This window comes from Micromonospora chalcea (genome assembly GCF_002926165.1).
Taxonomy (GTDB): domain Bacteria; phylum Actinomycetota; class Actinomycetes; order Mycobacteriales; family Micromonosporaceae; genus Micromonospora; species Micromonospora chalcea.
Map to the genome: position 1 here is coordinate 23628 of NZ_MAGP01000146.1, position 15614 is coordinate 39241.

Genomic DNA, 15614 nt, shown 5'->3' on the forward strand with positions numbered 1-15614 from the left:
TGACCCTCAGCGCCGCCACCCGGCCCCGCGTCACACTTCGGCGCGGCGGAACGCCGGTGAGGCCGGTCACCTCGGTGCCGGTCACGGCCCGCACGGCATCTCCGGTTGCCGATGTCCGGCGGTCGCGGTGAACTGAATTACATGGGTGTCATCAAGGTGGGCACGTCCTCCTGGGCCGACCAGATGCTGGTCCGCTCCGGGTGGTATCCGCGCGGCGTCAACACGCCCGCCGGCCGGCTGGGTTTCTACGCCGAGCGCTTCGGACTGGTCGAGGTGGACACGTCGTACTACGCGGTGCCGGCGCCGGAGACGACGGCGGGCTGGGCGGCCGCGACGCCGGACGGATTCACCTTCGACGTCAAGGCGTTCCGCCTGTTCACCGGCCACCACACCCCGATCGACGCGCTGCCGAAGGATCTGCGTCCGGCCGGCGGCCCGAACCGGATCCGCTGGCGCGACCTGCCCGCCGGGGCGTACGACGAGTTGTGGGACCGGTTCCACGCGGCGTTGGCGCCGCTCGCGGCGGCCGACCGGCTCGGCGCCGTGCTGTTGCAGTTCCCGCCGTGGCTGGCCCGCGGCGACGCGGCGCGGCGGCGGATCCTGGACGCCGCGCGCCGCTGCCGCCCCTGGCCGGTCACCGTCGAGCTGCGGCACTCCTCCTGGTTCGACGGGGACGCGATGGCCGAGACGGTGACGTTCCTGCGCGAGCACGACCTCGGGTACGCCTGCGTGGACATGCCGCAGGGGCACGTCTCCTCGGTGCCGCCGGTCCTGGTCGCCACCACCGATCTGGCCGTGATCCGGTTCCACGGGCACAGCACGGCCTGGGAGAGCGGCGACAAGCAGGAGCGGTTCCGCTACGCCTACGGCGAGCGGGAGCTGCGGCACTGGTCGGTGCTGCTGCGCGAGCTGGCCGACCAGTGCGCCGAACTGCACGTGCTGATGAACAACTGCTGCGGCGACCAGGCCCAGCGCGACGCCGCGAGCCTGGCCGACCTGCTCGGCGTCGCGCCCGCCGCCGCGCGCGCCTGAGGTTTTCCCGGCTTCCTTGCGGGTACCGCCGGGTTCGTGGACGACCGCGAAGGGGGATCGGTGGAGCAGCGGCGCGACGAGGACGAGCGGGACCCGCGGGCGACCCGGGAGGCCGAGGAGGCGCACGGCGGCAGCATGGCGCCGGGCCTGGTCGACGACACCGGGCACCCGGTGGCCGAGTCACCGGTGCCGGACAACGAGCCGTCCGCGCTCGGCGGCCCGGACGAGGACGGCACCGGCTCCTGAGCTCTCACTGACGCGTCTCCGGACGCATCCCGGTCGCCTCCTCCAGCGCGTTGTCGCCGAGGTCGCCGTCCGCGCGGTCGTCCGGGAACGTCCGCGCCGACGGGGCCGGGTCCGGCGGCGCGCCCGGCCCGGCCTCCGGCGTCCGGGTCGGTTCGACGGTCCCGAACCCGTGCCGGCCCGCCTTCGGCCCGCCCGGTCCTGCGCCGGCCGCCCGGCGTTCACCGAGCCGTCCCTCGGGCACCGCCGTCTCCTCGCTGCCCTCGTCCATCGGGTCGTCGTCGCCCGCGCCCCACGGCGGGTCGGCGTCGAAGCCGCCGGTGCTGCCCCACGGCGCGGCCGACTCCGGCCCGCGCCCGTCGCCCGTACCCGGGCGGTCCCTGCTGGTCATGGTCACCTCACCTTGGCTGCTGGCACCGGCGTGGCCGGTCCGGTCCCGGTGCACCGCGCGGCCGGCGACCCACCCCGATGTGGGTCGTCGGCCGCGCGGTGGTCAGCGGGTCGCCCCGACCAGGTGACGGCCGGCCGCGCCCACGGCGGCGACCTTGCCGATGTTCTTCGGCGCGGCCATCAGCCCGCCCGCGCGGTCGAGCATGCCCCGGAACACCTGCCCCGGCTTCTGCTGCTCACCCATGTACGCCGACACCACGACCAGCGCGCCGGTCATCGCCGGGACCGCCCACTGGAGCAGCTTCATCTGCCGCTGGCTGGCGGCGACGTTCGCCGGGGTGTGGTGGTTCGGCTCGGTGGTCCCCTCGACCGGCGGTCCGCCGGCCCGCTCCAGCCGCCTGCCGACCAACCGGCTGTAACCGGTCACCGCCAGCGCGCCGACCGTCAGCGCGGTCTTCACCGCGCTCATCTTCCCCACGCCCGCCTGGCGGGCCATCCGCGGGCTCTCGGTGACCAGCTCACCGACCGCGCCGGCCAGGTGCGCCCCGATCGCCGCCGCGTTGACCGGCGTCCACCGCGCCCACCCGGCCGAGGCCACCGGCAGCCGTTCGGTCGTGTCGTTGATCCGCGCCGCCGCGCCGTTCACGCCCAGCGCCCCCATCAGGGAACCGCCGAACCAGGCCGCCAGGCCCAGGTCGTGCATCGAGCGCAGCGTGGTGTGCCGTTCTGACATCAGATCCCCCTCCGCCGTGTTCGGGCGGTGCGGCATACCCACGATCGGGCGACTCACGCCCGGGCGTGGCTCAGCGGCGGGGGAGCGTGCCGTCGGCCGAGCGTGCCGGCTCGGCTCAGCGGCGGGGGAGCGTGCCCGCGAACGCGGCGATCCGGGCGGCCAGCGGCGCCGACGCGCGTACCCAGGTGAAGTGGTCGAGCGGCGCGCCCGCCTCGGCGACCGTGTAGCGGTGCCGCGTCACCGGCGCGCCGGCCAGCTTCCCGCAGAGATGGTCGAGCGTCTCGTGCGGCGTGTACTGGTCGTCGTCGACGCTGACCGCGAGCACCGGCGTGCGGATCCGCCGCACGGCGGCCTCCGTGTCCACCCCGTCCAGCGCCGGGAACCGGCCGGTGCGGGCGGTGTGCGCCCAGTCCCGGATCACGCCGGCGGCCTGCCGGCCGCCGAAACCCCAGCCGGGCCAGACGCCGAGCAGCCGCGCCGTCGCGGCGATCCCCTGGGTGTACGGCAGCACGCCCCAACCGCGCAGACCCGGGTACGTCCGCCACCACGGCAGCCCCACCGCCACCAGGGCCAGCCCGTCCACCCGGTCGTCGTCGTCCAGCGCCTGGTGCAGCACCGCCACCTGACCGCCCAGGGAGTGCCCGAGCAGCAGCCGGGTGCGGCCGTCCAGCCGGGGCTTGAGCGCGTCGAGCACGGCGCCGACGTCGGCGGCCATCTCCTGGTAGCCGTACCGGCAGGCGCGCGACGGCGCGGGGGTGCTCTCGCCGGTGCCGCGCAGGTCGGCCACGATCACGCCAGCCCGGCCTCGCGCAGCGCGGCGGCGAACGGCCGGTAGTAGCGGGCGCGCACACCCATCGCGGGCCAGATCAGCACCACCGGCGCGCCGGGCGGACCGGCCGGCTCCGGGTAGACCTGCACGCCGATGCGCGCGCCGTCGACGTCCACGAACTCCTGGATGTAGTCCCCGCTCACCCGGATCAGGGTACGGCCCGAACCCTACCGGTGGGTAGCAAGGGGTCGCCTCACGCCACCGCCGGTGCGGGCCGGGCCGCGGTGGTCAGCGCGCCGTAGACGGCGACGAGCTGCTCCGCGCAGCGCCTCCAGGAGTACCGGCTGCGGACGCGGTCGAGCGCGGCGGTGGCGTACGCGAACCGGCGCACGTTGTCGCCGAGCAGCCGCCGCAGCGCGGTGCCCAGCGCGCGGGGGTCACGCGGCGGCACCAGGTCGCCGGTGAGCCCGTCCACCACGCTGTCGGCGATGCCGCCCACGTTCGTGCCGATCACCGGCACACCGCAGGCCATGCCCTCCAGCGGGGTGAGTCCGAACGGCTCGTACCAGGGTGCGGCCACGAGCACGTCCGCCGACCGGTACCAGGCGGCCATCTCCTCGCGCGGCACGCCGCCGAGCAGCCGTACCCGGTCGGCCACGCCGCACGAGTCGGCGAGCGCGGACAGCCGGCGGGCGAACGTGTCGGCGGGCAGCAGGTGGGCCGGCGGGCCGCCGACCACCACGCACTCCGCGTCCGGCACCGCTGGTAGCGCCCGGACCACGTCCAGGAAGCCCTTGCGTTCGACCATCCGCCCGACGGTGAGGATGCGCGGGCGGGCCGGGTCGCGGGGCGCGACCGGGCCGTCCGGGCGGAACACCGCCTCGTTGACGCCGGACGGCACGAGGGCCATCCGGGACCGGGGTACGCCCATCCGGACCAGTTCGGCGACCTCGTCGGAGCACTGCACGACGACCCGGTCCACGGCCCGGCCGAGCGCCCGCTCGTAACCGGCGCGCCCCGGTGGACCGGTGTCCGGCACGCCCTGGTGACGACGCTTGACCGTGCCGAGCGAGTGGTACGTCAACACGGTCGGCACGCCGGTGCGACGGCTCGCGTGCACGGTGGCCAGCCCGCTCGTCCAGAAGTGCGCGTGCGCCACGTCCGGGGTCCAGCCGCCGCGCCGCCAGGTGTCGCCGAGCCGGCCCCCGAACTCGCCCGTGTACGGCAGCAGGTCGGCCTTCGGCACCCGCCGCGCGGGACCGGCCGGCACGTGGCACACCTGATAGCCGTCGGGCACGTCGACCGCCTCGGGCAGCGCGGGGGAGTCACGACGGGTGTAGACGCGGACGTCGTGGCCGGCGACGGTGAGCGCGGACGCGAGTTCCGCCACATGCGTGTTCTGGCCGCCCGCGTCCTCCGCGCCGGGCGCGGCGAGCGGGCTGGCGTGCTGGGAAATCATCGCGATGCGCATGTTCTCGTCCTCCAGGATCCGGTCCCAGTCGGCGAGTAAGCGGTCCGGACCGGACCGCTTACTCGCCACCTCGCGTGCCCGTGCGCCGAGTCGGTACGCGGCGTCGGCGCCCTCGGTCAGCCGGCGCGCCGCCTCCACGAGCGTGTCGACGCGGGTGGCCGGCGCCCCGGCTTCCGGTGGGACGGCGTCCACCGCTTCCGTGGGGGCCGGAAGATCGCGTTGATGCCGGGGACGCGCATGGAGGGACCCGTACCCTCGGCTTGCGCCCCTAACCAGGAGATCGTCGACTTCTCCGCGCGCCGCCCGCTCCGCTGTGGAGGCTCGCGGCCCTGGCCAGGGCATCGACGCGTGCCCCGTACCGAAGAACGGGTCCACGGAGGTCCTGTTTCGCCGCGGGGCGTCAGCCCGGCAGCATCCCCGGGCCGAACACCTCGTAGGCGATCCGCTCGCCCGGCACGCCCCGGCGCAGCAGGTTGGCCCGGACCAGGTTCATGAACGCCACCGGGCCGCACAGGTGCGCGGTCACCCCGGCGGGCAGCGCGAGCCGGTCCGGGTCGATCAGTCCGGCGGACACCTCGGCCTTCAGTCCGGGCAGGTCGGCCCCGGCGGCGTCGAGATACCAGAGGTGGAGGGCCAGGTTCGGCAGCCGCTGCTGCAGCGCGGGCAGTTCGTGGCGCAGCGCGTGCGCCTCGGCGGCGCGGTCGGCGTGCGCCAGCGTCACCCGGCGTCCCGGATCCCGGTCGGCCAGGTGGGCCAGCGCCGCCATCGCCGGGGTGAGCCCGATCCCGGCGCTGACCAGCAGCAGCGGCCCGTCGCCGCCGGCCGCGTCAACCTCGCCGAACGCCGGGCTCAGTCGCAGCGTGTCGCCGACCGCCACCCGGTCGTGCAGGTGACCGGAGACCATCCCGTCGGGCGCGCCGCCCTCGCCGCGTACCCGCTTCACGGTGATCCGCCACTGGTCGGCGCCGGGACGGCCGGAGAGGCTGTACTGGCGGATCTGCTGTCCCCGGCCGCCGTCCAGGTCGACGGCGACCGAGACGTACCGGCCGGGGGTGAAGCCGGGCGCGGCGCCGCCGCCGGCCGGCGCGAGGGTGAGCGAGACGACGTCGGCGCTCTCCCGGGTCCGGCCGGTGACCCGCCAGTCCCGCCACACCGGACCGCCCTCCGGTACGCCGGCGCCCGCGTAGAGCCGCGCCTCGCGGGCGATCAGCTCGCAGGCCAGCAGCCAGTAGACCTCGTCCCAGGCGGCGGCCACCTCCGGGGTGACGCCGTCGCCGAGCACCTCGGCGACGGCGGCGAGCAGGTGCCGGCCGACGATCGGGTACTGGGTGGCGGTGATGCCGAGGGAGGCGTGCTTGTGCGCGATCCGGTCCAGGACCGGCCCCCACGGCATGCCGCCGTCGCCGGTCAGGTGCGCCGCGTACGCGACCACCGCCGAGGCGAGCGCGGCCTTCTGCGCGCCGGTGGCCTGGTTGCCCCGGTTGAACAGGTCCAGCAGGTCCGGGTGGGCGTCGAACATCCGCTGGTAGAAGCGGCCGGTGATGGCCTCGCCGTGTGCCCGCACGACGGGCAGGGTGGCGGTCACGATCGCTGCTGAGGATTCCGTGAGCACTACCGAATCTCCTTCCGGGGCTCGAACAGGTCGATCCCCACGAAACAGGATTTCTAGATTCCTCTTTTAGGGTCGAAGGTCCCGGGAGTGCGGTGGCATGGGTCACCGTGAATCTGCCTGTGTCGCCGAGGGCACCGAATGGCTAGGGTCGGTGCGTGAGGCTCAACCGGTCGACAGACATGGCGCTGCGGATCGCCATGCTCACCGCCGCGTCCCCGGTCCGGGCCACAGTCGACGAACTCGCCACCCGGCTCGCGCTGCCCCGCAGCCACGTCGCCAAGGTGGTGCAGCGGCTGCAACGCATCGGCGTCCTGGTCACCATCAGAGGCCGCTCCGGCGGCGTCGCCTTCGCCGAACACGCCGGTGACCTCACCGTCGGCCAGGTGGTCCGCGCCTTCGAGGGCGACGGCGAGGTGGTCAACTGCGCGCAGCCGGTCTGCCCGCTCATCGCGGAGTGCCGGCTGCGCGGCGAGCTGCGCCGCGCCCAGGCCGCCTTCCTCGCCGTGCTCGACGGCGTACGCCTCGGCGACCTGGTCGACGGATCCGCCGGCCCGCTCCTGCTCAGCCTCGGCGCGCCACCGGCCGGTCGCTGATGGCCGTCTCCCATCCGATCTTCGCCCGGCTCTTCGCCCGCGCCAGCGTCGCCATGGACCAGGCGGGCGTGGCCGGGCACCGGGCCCGCCTGGTCGCCGGGCTGCGCGGCCGGGTGGTCGAGGTCGGCGCCGGCAACGGGCGCAACCTCGCGCACTACCCGGCGAGCGTGACCGGCGTGCTCGCCGTCGAGCCGGAACCCCACCTGCGCGCGCTGGCCCACGCCGCCGCGCCGGGCGCCCCGGTCCCGGTCACCGTCGCCGCCGGGCTGGCCGAGGAACTGCCGGTCGCCGACGGCGCCGCCGACGCGGTGGTGGTGTCGCTGGTGCTCTGCTCGGTGCCGGACCAGGCGGTCGCGCTGCGCGAGGCGCGGCGGGTGCTGCGGCCCGGCGGCGAGCTGCGCTTCTACGAACACGTGGTGGCCGCCACGCCCGGCCTGCGCCGGGCCCAGCGCCTGGCCGACGCCACGCTCTGGCCGCTGTTCTGCGCCGGCTGCCACACCGCCCGGGACACGGTGGCCGCGATCCGCGCCGCCGGTTTCGAGGTGACCGCGCTGGAGCGCTTCCGCTTCCCGCCGACCGGGCTGCCGGCCCCGGCCTCGCCGCACGTGCTCGGCGCCGCGATCCGGGCCTGACGCCGGACCGGGCCGGTTCGTCCCGGCCCGGTCCGGCGTGCTCAGCTCACATTCACCGTGCCGTCCGGGGCGCGGACGCAGGAGACGGTACGGGAGCCGGTGGTCGCCGCCCCGGCCAGGCACCGGCCGAGCACCTTGTGCCCGGCGGCGTTCGGGTGCCACGACTCCTGGCAGGTCTGGAAGTACGTGCCGCAGGCGTTGGCGATCCGCTGGATGTCGAGCTTGTCGAACCCGGAGAGACTGGTGACGAACGTGCCGGTCGGGCCGTCCATCAGCCGGATCGGCGTGGCCAGGGCGTTGCCCGGGCTACCGGTCGACTCGCAGAGCCGGGCCCCGTCGAACGCGCGCTGCACGTTCAGGTAGACCAGGTCGTCCTGCGGGAACTCGTTGGCGAGCGTGCCACGTACCGAGCTGACCAGCGTGCCGAGCCCCTGCGAGAAACGGTGCCCGGGCGCCAGGCTGGCCCGGTGGATCGGGCACCCGGCCGCGTACCGCTCGGCGCCCAGCGCGCGGAACTTGTCCCGGGTGTCGTCCCGGCTGTCCTCGGTCCAGTAGCTCTGCTCCAGCTCGAACGGCAGCGGGTTGGTGTAGTCCTGGAACACCACCCGGTGCTGGCCGTCGGCGTCGATCTCGTCCAGCGTGGTGAGCAGTTGCCGCAGCGCCGTGGTGGTCTCCGCGGTGGCGGCGGCGAACTGCGCGGCGGTGCCCAGGTCGGCGTCGGTGCACGGCTTCTGCTCCACCGGCCCGCCCAGGTACGCCCAGAACTCCCACCAGCCGGTCCAGGCGTCGGCGATGAACCGGTTGGCGCACTTCTCCGCCACGCTGCCGAAGGTGAACGAGCTGTTGTTCGAGCCGAGGCCGACGAGCACCAGGTCGATGTCGTGGGTCCGGGCCACCGACCGGAGCTGGTCGAGCTGGGCGGCCACCTGCCGCCCCTTGGCCCGCGTCGACGAGGCGTTCGCGATGTCGTACGGCTGGCCGCCCGAGCAGGCCAGGTTGAACCGCGCGGAGATGCCGGGCAGGTTCGCCTGGAACAGCGAGGCGTTCGGCGATCGGTGGCAGAAGTAGGCGTTGGCGTTGGCGGCGGACCAGCCGGGGAAGCCCTGGGCCACCCCGTTGACGTCCACCACCGGCGCGTACGCCCCGGCGCCCTCGCCGCTGATGAAGCTGTCTCCCAGCGCCACCGCGGCGGTGGGCAGCGCGGCGGCAGCCGGCTGGGCGGGCGCCGCGGCGGCGGGTAACGCCACCGCGGCGAGCGCCAGCGCCGCCGCGAGCGCGGAACGACGGAACACGGACATGCCCGACCTCCCAGACATCGAAACGTGAAAGATTCTTTGGGATGGCGATCAGATCACGCGCGTGTGACGGGCGTCAATGCCCTGACACCTGCGACGGGTCGCCGGGGAAGACATCGGGCGTGCGGATCGTTGTGCCGCCTGGACGCCCCGTCCGCCCGCCGGACCGCCGTACGCGGTGGCGGCGCGGACCCGGCCGCGAGGCCGATCGCGCAACGCACCGCCCCGGTACCGCCGACCTGTCAGGGCATCCGGCTAGGCTCGCTCCGGCGCGCCGCGCCCGGCGATCATCGTGGGGGAGTCACACGGTGAACGGCACCACACCGCCGAGACCTGGGAGTACGACCAGTTGACCGCACAGCCTGAGACCCTCTACGGGGCCGACGACCTGACGCACCTGGAGGGCCTCGACGCCGTCCGCAAACGCCCCGGCATGTACATCGGCTCGACCGACAGCCGTGGCGTGGGTCACCTCGTCAACGAGATCCTCGACAACTCGACCGACGAGGGTGTCGCGGGTCACGCCACCACTGTCGACGTGATCCTGCACGCCGACGGCTCGGTCCAGGTCGACGACGACGGCCGCGGCATCCCCACCGACGTGCACGCCAAGTCCGGCATCTCCGGCGTCGAGCTGGTGCTCACCCGCCTGCACGCGGGCGGCAAGTTCGGTGGCTCCGGCTACAAGACCTCGGGCGGCCTGCACGGCGTCGGCGCCTCCGCGGTCAACGCCCTGTCCCGCCGCTTCGACGTCACCGTCCGGCGCGGCGGCAAGATCCACGCGATGTCGTTCCGCCACGGCGTGCCGGGCGTCTTCGACGGAGCCGGCCCCGACGCGCCGTTCACCCCCGGTCCCGGCCTGCAGATCGTCGGCGCGATGAAGCGCGGCCAGCGCACCGGCACCTCGATCCGCTGGTGGCACGACCCCCGCTACTTCGAGACCGGCGCCGCGCTCGACACCGAGGCGGTCCGGCTCAAGCTGCGCAACACCGCCTTCCTCGTCCCCGGCGTGGCCTACCGGCTGCGCGACGAGACCGGCGAGGAGCCGGTCGAGGAACGCTTCCACTTCCCCAACGGCCTGACCGACATGGTGGAATACCTCGCCCCGGCCGGCGACCGGCCGGTCTCCGGCACGCTGCTGGTCACCGGCGAGGGCACCTACCGGGAGAACGCCGCCGACGCCAACGGCGTCATGCAGTCCAACGTGCAGCGCCGCGCCGAGGTCGAGGTGGCGTTCCGCTGGGGCACCGGCTACGAGCGCACCGTCGAGTGCTTCACCAACACCATCCGCAACGCCCACGGCGGCACCCACCGCAAGGGCTTCGAGCGGGCGCTGGCGCGTACCCTCGCCGACGCCGCCCGCAACGCCCGCGGCCTGCTCAAGCCCAAGGAGGACGCGCCCACCCTGGACGACGTCCTGGAGGGCATGACCGCCGTGGTGCACGTGCGCATCCCGGAGCCGCAGTTCACCTCGCAGACCAAGGACGAACTGTCCACCGCCGGCATCACCAAGGTGCTCCAGGGCCTGATCGAGGCGCACCTCAAGAGCTGGCTGGACGACCGGCGCACCAAGGCCGAGGCCCGGACGGTGCTCCAGAAGATCGTCGACGCGGCCCGGGTACGGCTCACCCAGAAGCAGCAGAAGGACGCCGCCCGCCGCAAGACCGCGCTGGAGGGCGCGGCCATGCCGGCCAAGCTCGTCGACTGCCGGGCCGCGGGCATCGAGAGAAGCGAACTGTTCATCGTGGAGGGGGACAGCGCCCTCGGTACAGGGCGCCTCGCGCGGTCCTCGGAATACCAGGCGCTGCTGCCGATCCGCGGCAAGATCCTCAACGTGCAGAAGGCCAACCTCCAGCAGGTGCTGGACAACGCCGAGTGCGCCGCGATCGTGCAGGTGCTCGGCGCCGGCTCCGGCCGCACGTTCGACCTGTCCTCCCTGCGCTACGGCCGGGTCCTCATCATGGCCGACGCGGACGTCGACGGCGCGCACATCCGTACCCTGCTGATCACGCTGTTCGCCCGGTACATGCGGCCGCTGATCGAGGCCGGGCGGCTCTTCGCGGCGATGCCGCCCCTGCACAAGATCACCACGAAGGGGCGCAACCCGCAGACCGTCTACACCTACACCCAGGCGGAGATGGAGGCGACGGTCCGCAAGCTGGAGAAGGCCGGCAAGCAGATCGTCACGCCGATCCCGCGCTTCAAGGGCCTCGGTGAGATGGACGCCGACGAGCTGTGGGAGACCACCATGAACCCGGCTACCCGGGCGGTCCGCCGCATCACGCTCGACGACGTCGACGCCGCCGAGCGGATCCTCGAACTGCTCATGGGGGAGAAGGTCGAGCCCCGCCGCAACTGGCTGATCGACTCCGCCGACCGGGTCGACCGCGACGCCATCGACGCCTGACCAACGGGTTCGTCTCGGAAGGAAACCGCACCATGGCACGCCGCAAGGACGACCGCGCGAAGGCGGATCTGGCCGCCTTCGACCAGGCCGGCGCTCGCGTCTTCGACAACCCGCTGGTCACCGAGGTCTCGGACTCCTACCTGGAGTACGCGTTCTCGGTCATCCACTCCCGCGCGCTGCCCGACGCGCGCGACGGGCTCAAGCCGGTGCACCGGCGCATCCTGTGGTCGATGTACGAGCAGGGCCACCGCCCGGACCGCGGCCACGTCAAGAGTGCCCGAATTGTCGGGGATGTGATGGGAAAGTACCATCCGCACGGCGACACCGCGATCTACGACGCGATGGTGCGGCTGGCACAGGACTTCTCGCTCAACGTCCCGCTCATCGACGGGCACGGCAACTTCGGCTCGCCGGACGACGGCCCGGCAGCGGCGCGCTACTGCGTCGTGGGTGACACCCGGATCCGCCTGGCCGATGGCAGCAGCCCACGGATCGGTGATGTGGTCGACCTGCCGCCGAACAGCGAGGCGGAGGCCGATTTCGAAGTCCTCGACAAGGACGGCAAAGCGGTTCGCGTCAACAAGGTCTTCAACTCGGGCGTCCACCCGACGCTCCGGATCACGACTGAGACCGGATTCTCCCTCCGTGGTAGTGAGAATCATCTGGTTCTCTGCCTCGAAGCTCCGATGGGTGTCCCTGTCTTCCAGTGGCGTCGGCTCGACGAGGTGACGCCGGGCTCGGTGGTCTGTATCGCGCGGAACGCATGGAACCAGGTCGTCCCCGCCGCTCGCGAATACATGCTCGGCGTGCTCGGTGGCGCCTGGGTCTCTGAAGGCTTCGCGAGCGAGTCGCGGGCAGGATTCAGCAATACCGATGAGCATTTCTTCGGCGAGGTCCTGCATGCCTACGACCAGGTCGTGGGTGGACGACGCTACGTCAGCGACCGGCACACGCGCCGAGACCGTCGCCGCATACACGAACTTGACGTCCAGGACGTCGCCGGCGGGATGGAAGCCTTCCGGGCGAGCCCACTCGCCGAGCTGATCGGTCACCAGGCGAGGGACAAGTTCGTGCCGGAGTTCGTCTGGGCAGGGGGGTGGGGCATCAAGCGGGCCTTCCTGATGGCCCTCTTCGAAGGCGACGGCGGAGTCCGCGTCGCCAACAGCAGCTTCACCATCCAGTACACCAGCTACAGCGAGCGTCTGACTCGGGAGGTCCAGGAACTGCTCGCGGAGTTCGGCGTGATCGCCTGTCGACGCCACTACACCCGGCCCAGTGGCTCGGTGGAGCACCGCCTGGTGGTTTCCGGGACGCGAAACATCAGGGCTTTCGCAACTCGTGTCGGCTTCCTCCGTACCAAGCAGGCGGTGCTGGCCAAGATGCTGCGGCATGCGCCGCTGCGCCCGCATCGGCTTAGTCAGGACCACGTCCCCTTTGTGGCCGACTACGTGCGCAGCAGCATCGACTTCGATCGTCGGGGCAGCGGACGCAAGTGGCTCACCAGCCACAACTTCGATCGTGTCGAGCGGTGGGAAACCGAACGACTCCGCATCATCGACCGCATCAAGGACACCGAGATCCTTGCCACGATTCTGCCCGTGATGGATGCGGGCTATCGGTACGAGAAGATCGTCGCGGTCTCTCCTGACGAGCCGGCGGAGGTCTATTCCGTTCGAGTGGAATCCGCCGACCACTCCTTCCTGGCCGGTGGCTTCGTCAACCACAACACCGAGGCCCGGATGTCCCGGGAGGCGATGCTGCTCACCGGCGAGCTGGGTGAGGACACCGTCGACGTCGAGCCGAACTACGACGGCTCGCTGACCCAGCCCACGGTGCTGCCGGCGGCGTTCCCGAACCTGCTCGTCAACGGCGCATCCGGCATCGCGGTCGGCATGGCCACCAACATGATCCCGCACAACCTCGGCGAGGTGGTCCAGGCCGCCCGCTGGCTGATCAACCACCCGGACGCCACGCTCGACAAGCTCATGGAGTTCGTGCCCGGCCCCGACCTGCCCACCGGCGGGCTGCTGCTCGGCCTGGACGAGGTGCGCCGCGCGTACGAGACCGGGCGCGGCGTGGTGCGCATGCGCGGGCGGGTGGAGATCGGCCCGCTGGAGGGCAGCCGCGGCCGGCAGGCCATCACCGTCACCGAGCTGCCGTACGGCGTCGGCGCCGAGAAGGTCATCGCGGCCATCACCAACGAGGTGAACAAGACCAAGCGGCTGACCGGCATCGCCGATGTCAAGGACCTCACCGACCGGGAGAACGGCACCCGGCTGGTGGTGGAGTGCAAGGTCGGCGTGAACCCGCAGGCGCTGCTGGCCGACCTCTACCGGCTCACCCCGCTGGAGCAGTCCTTCGGCGTGAACAACCTGGTGCTCGTGGACGGGCAGCCGCGCACGCTCGGGCTCAAGGAACTGCTCGAGGTGTTCCTGGCGCACCGCTACGAGGTGGTGACCCGGCGCAGCGCGTACCGCAAGCGCAAGCGGGAAGAGCGCCTGCACCTGGTCGACGGCCTGCTGATCGCCCTGCTCGACATCGACCGGGTGGTCAAGCTGATCCGCGCCAGCGAGGACGCCCAGGCCGCCAAGGACGGCCTGATGCAGAAGTTCAAGCTCTCCGAGATCCAGGCGAGCTACATCCTGGACACTCCGCTGCGCCGTTTGACCAAGTACGACCGGCTGGAGCTGGAGGCCGAGCAGGAGAAGCTGCGCGGCGAGATCGCCGAGCTGTCGAAGATCCTGGACGATGACAAGGTGCTTCGGAAGGTCGTCTCCGACGAGCTGGCCGCCGTGGTCAAGCAGTTCGGCGCGCCGCGGCGCACCACGCTCGTCGACGGCGACCTCAAGGAGGTGCTCGCCGCCTCGGTGCCGGCCGGCCCGCTGGAGGTGGCCGACGACCCGTGCCAGGTGATCCTCTCCGCCACCGGGCTGGTGGCGCGGACCGCGGCCGAGTCGGAGGAGGCCGCCGAGGCGCGCCGGCGCAGCGGCCGGGTCAAGCACGACGCGGTACGCGCGATCGTGCACTCCACCGCGCGGGGCCGGGTGCTGCTGGTGACCAGCGCCGGGCGCGCCTTCAAGATCGACGTGTTGCCGTTGCCGGTGCTGCCGGAGCAGTCCGGCACGGTGTCGCTGCGCGGCGGCATGTCGGCTGCGGAACTGGTGCCGCTGGAGCCGGGCGAGACGGTCGTCGGGCTGGCCCCGCTGGGGTCGTCCGCGCAGGGGTCCCCCGGGCTGGCGCTCGGCACCCGGGCCGGCGTGGTCAAGGTGTGCGCGCCGGACTGGCCGGTCCGCTCCGACGAGTTCGAGGTGATCTCGTTGCGGGACGGCGACGAGGTGATCGGCGCGACCTGGCTGACCGACGGCGCCGAGACACTGGCGTTCGTCTCCTCGGAGGCGTCGCTGCTGCGCTTCGCCGCGACTGTGGTACGCCCGCAGGGGCTCAAGGGCGGCGGAATGGCCGGCATCAACCTGCCCGCCGGGGCGCGGGCGGTGTTCTTCGGCGCGATCCGCACCGACGACACGGCGCACGGTGAGCCGATGGTGGTCACGTCGACCGGCGCCACGGTGAAGGTGACGCCGTTCAAGGCGTACCCGGCGAAGGGCAGGGCGACCGGCGGCGTGCGCGCGCAGCGGTTCCTCAAGGGCGAGGTGGAGCTGTCGGTGGCCTGGATCGGCCCGCGGCCGGTGGGCGCGACCGCGACCGGCGACCCGGTGGACCTGCCGCCGGCCGACCCGCGCCGGGACGGCTCCGGTTTCGCCGTGATGCTGGGCCCGACGGTGGTGGGTCACCACATCGACCGCGACTGACGAGCCAGCTGGGGGAGGGCGGCGGGAGACCGCCCCCTCCCGCCCCGACGCGTTGATCAAGGAGTTTGCGGACTCTTCGTGTCCTCTGCAGTCCCTAAACTCCTTGATCACCGAGGTGAGCGCGTCAGCGGACCGGGCACCCGGAGCTGCTGACGGGATCCGTGCGCTCGTGTGCCCGGCTGCACCCCCATCGCGCGTTGATCAAGGAGTTGGCGGCCTTTTCGCGCTCTCCGCAGGCCCTGAACTCCTTGATCAACGCGCCCGGGCACTCCGGGGGCAGGGCTGCCCTAGGGTAATGGGGCACATTCCGGGTGTTTTGGCGGAAGACCTCGGCCCTGCACGGTCGATCATGAGGTTAGCGGCGACAAAACGGACACCGAGCGCCGCTAACCTCATGATCGACGTGGTTGAGGGCTGGCTGGCCCTGGCTGCGAGGGCGTCGGGCCGCTGGGGGCACCCGCGCGATCTTGCACTTCGGGCCCTCTGGGTGTCCCGCTCGCGTGGGCCGGCCCCAATCGCGCGCCAAGTGGTCCATTGATCATGAAGTTGGCGGGTGTGAGTCGGACAATTTGCGCCGCTAACTTCATGATCAACGAGGCCGGGCCGGGCGGGGGGGGAGGGGAGGGGT

The 15614-nt window shown here is 72.8% G+C and carries 10 protein-coding genes and 4 pseudogenes; 8 read left to right on the top strand and 6 right to left on the bottom strand.

The annotated features are described in order from the left end of the window. The first annotated feature begins 141 nt into the window (after positions 1-141). Positions 142-1032 (top strand): DUF72 domain-containing protein, encoded by an 891-nt coding sequence (locus BAW75_RS25175; protein WP_043325130.1) that lies wholly within the window; start codon positions 142-144, stop codon positions 1030-1032. Between the two features lie 36 nt (positions 1033-1068). Beyond that, positions 1069-1278, top strand: coding sequence for a GTPase activator (locus BAW75_RS25180; protein WP_104115109.1), 210 nt, complete (start codon positions 1069-1071; stop codon positions 1276-1278). A gap of 4 nt (positions 1279-1282) precedes the next feature. Here BAW75_RS25180 and BAW75_RS25185 read toward each other — a convergent pair whose 3' ends face one another. The 5 genes and pseudogenes from BAW75_RS25185 to BAW75_RS25205 all read right to left on the bottom strand — a co-directional run bounded on the left by BAW75_RS25185 (position 1283) and on the right by BAW75_RS25205 (position 6250). Continuing rightward, the gene (locus BAW75_RS25185) at positions 1283-1666 is read right to left on the bottom strand and encodes a hypothetical protein (protein ID WP_104115118.1); all 384 of its coding nucleotides are present in this window, start codon (positions 1664-1666) and stop codon (positions 1283-1285) included. Positions 1667-1768: 102 nt separating this feature from the next. Next, positions 1769-2398 carry a hypothetical protein gene (locus tag BAW75_RS25190; protein WP_043330386.1) on the bottom strand — a complete coding sequence of 210 codons (630 nt, stop codon included), beginning with the start codon at positions 2396-2398 and terminating at the stop codon, positions 1769-1771. Positions 2399-2513: 115 nt separating this feature from the next. Further along, positions 2514-3370, bottom strand: a pseudogene (locus tag BAW75_RS25195) (alpha/beta hydrolase family protein). A 50-nt stretch (positions 3371-3420) separates the two neighbouring features. Beyond that, positions 3421-4638 (bottom strand): glycosyltransferase, encoded by a 1218-nt coding sequence (locus BAW75_RS25200; protein WP_104115119.1) that lies wholly within the window; start codon positions 4636-4638, stop codon positions 3421-3423. Positions 4639-5038: 400 nt separating this feature from the next. After that, positions 5039-6250 (bottom strand): globin domain-containing protein, encoded by a 1212-nt coding sequence (locus BAW75_RS25205; protein ID WP_104115110.1) that lies wholly within the window; start codon positions 6248-6250, stop codon positions 5039-5041. A 155-nt stretch (positions 6251-6405) separates the two neighbouring features. Here BAW75_RS25205 and BAW75_RS25210 point away from each other — a divergent pair, with 155 nt between their 5' ends. Together BAW75_RS25210 and BAW75_RS25215 are read left to right on the top strand one after the other, a co-directional pair. After that, complete coding sequence (locus BAW75_RS25210; RefSeq protein WP_064447467.1) at positions 6406-6843, top strand: RrF2 family transcriptional regulator; 438 nt, start codon at positions 6406-6408, stop codon at positions 6841-6843. Continuing rightward, positions 6843-7475: a class I SAM-dependent methyltransferase gene (locus BAW75_RS25215; protein ID WP_104115111.1), complete on the top strand. Its 633-nt coding sequence runs from the start codon at positions 6843-6845 to the stop codon at positions 7473-7475. The genes BAW75_RS25210 and BAW75_RS25215 overlap by 1 nt, the downstream gene beginning before the upstream one ends. A gap of 41 nt (positions 7476-7516) precedes the next feature. Here the strand turns inward: BAW75_RS25215 and BAW75_RS25220 are convergent, their stop codons facing one another. Next, positions 7517-8773, bottom strand: a complete 1257-nt coding sequence (locus BAW75_RS25220) for an SGNH/GDSL hydrolase family protein (protein ID WP_104115112.1) — start codon at positions 8771-8773, stop codon at positions 7517-7519. A gap of 289 nt (positions 8774-9062) precedes the next feature. Here BAW75_RS25220 and BAW75_RS25225 point away from each other — a divergent pair, with 289 nt between their 5' ends. The 4 genes and pseudogenes from BAW75_RS25225 to BAW75_RS33365 all read left to right on the top strand — a co-directional run. Beyond that, positions 9063-11177 (top strand): DNA gyrase/topoisomerase IV subunit B, encoded by a 2115-nt coding sequence (locus BAW75_RS25225; RefSeq protein ID WP_176722910.1) that lies wholly within the window; start codon positions 9063-9065, stop codon positions 11175-11177. 32 nt (positions 11178-11209) lie between these two features. Beyond that, positions 11210-11836, top strand: a pseudogene (locus BAW75_RS33355) (DNA gyrase subunit A); the annotation flags it as partial. Positions 11837-11863: 27 nt separating this feature from the next. Continuing rightward, positions 11864-12511: pseudogene (locus BAW75_RS33360) on the top strand (LAGLIDADG family homing endonuclease); the annotation flags it as partial. A gap of 393 nt (positions 12512-12904) precedes the next feature. Further along, positions 12905-14986: pseudogene (locus tag BAW75_RS33365) on the top strand (DNA gyrase subunit A); the annotation flags it as partial. Positions 14987-15614 lie beyond the last annotated feature (628 nt).

Coding starts and splice junctions, on each gene's coding strand:
- BAW75_RS25175 (WP_043325130.1), top strand. CDS start 142: ATGGGTGTCATCAAGGTGGGCACGTCCTCCTGGGCCGACCAGATGCTG.
- BAW75_RS25185 (WP_104115118.1), bottom strand. CDS start 1,666: ATGACCAGCAGGGACCGCCCGGGTACGGGCGACGGGCGCGGGCCGGAG.
- BAW75_RS25190 (WP_043330386.1), bottom strand. CDS start 2,398: ATGTCAGAACGGCACACCACGCTGCGCTCGATGCACGACCTGGGCCTG.
- BAW75_RS25200 (WP_104115119.1), bottom strand. CDS start 4,638: ATGCGCATCGCGATGATTTCCCAGCACGCCAGCCCGCTCGCCGCGCCC.
- BAW75_RS25215 (WP_104115111.1), top strand. CDS start 6,843: ATGGCCGTCTCCCATCCGATCTTCGCCCGGCTCTTCGCCCGCGCCAGC.
- BAW75_RS25220 (WP_104115112.1), bottom strand. CDS start 8,773: ATGTCCGTGTTCCGTCGTTCCGCGCTCGCGGCGGCGCTGGCGCTCGCC.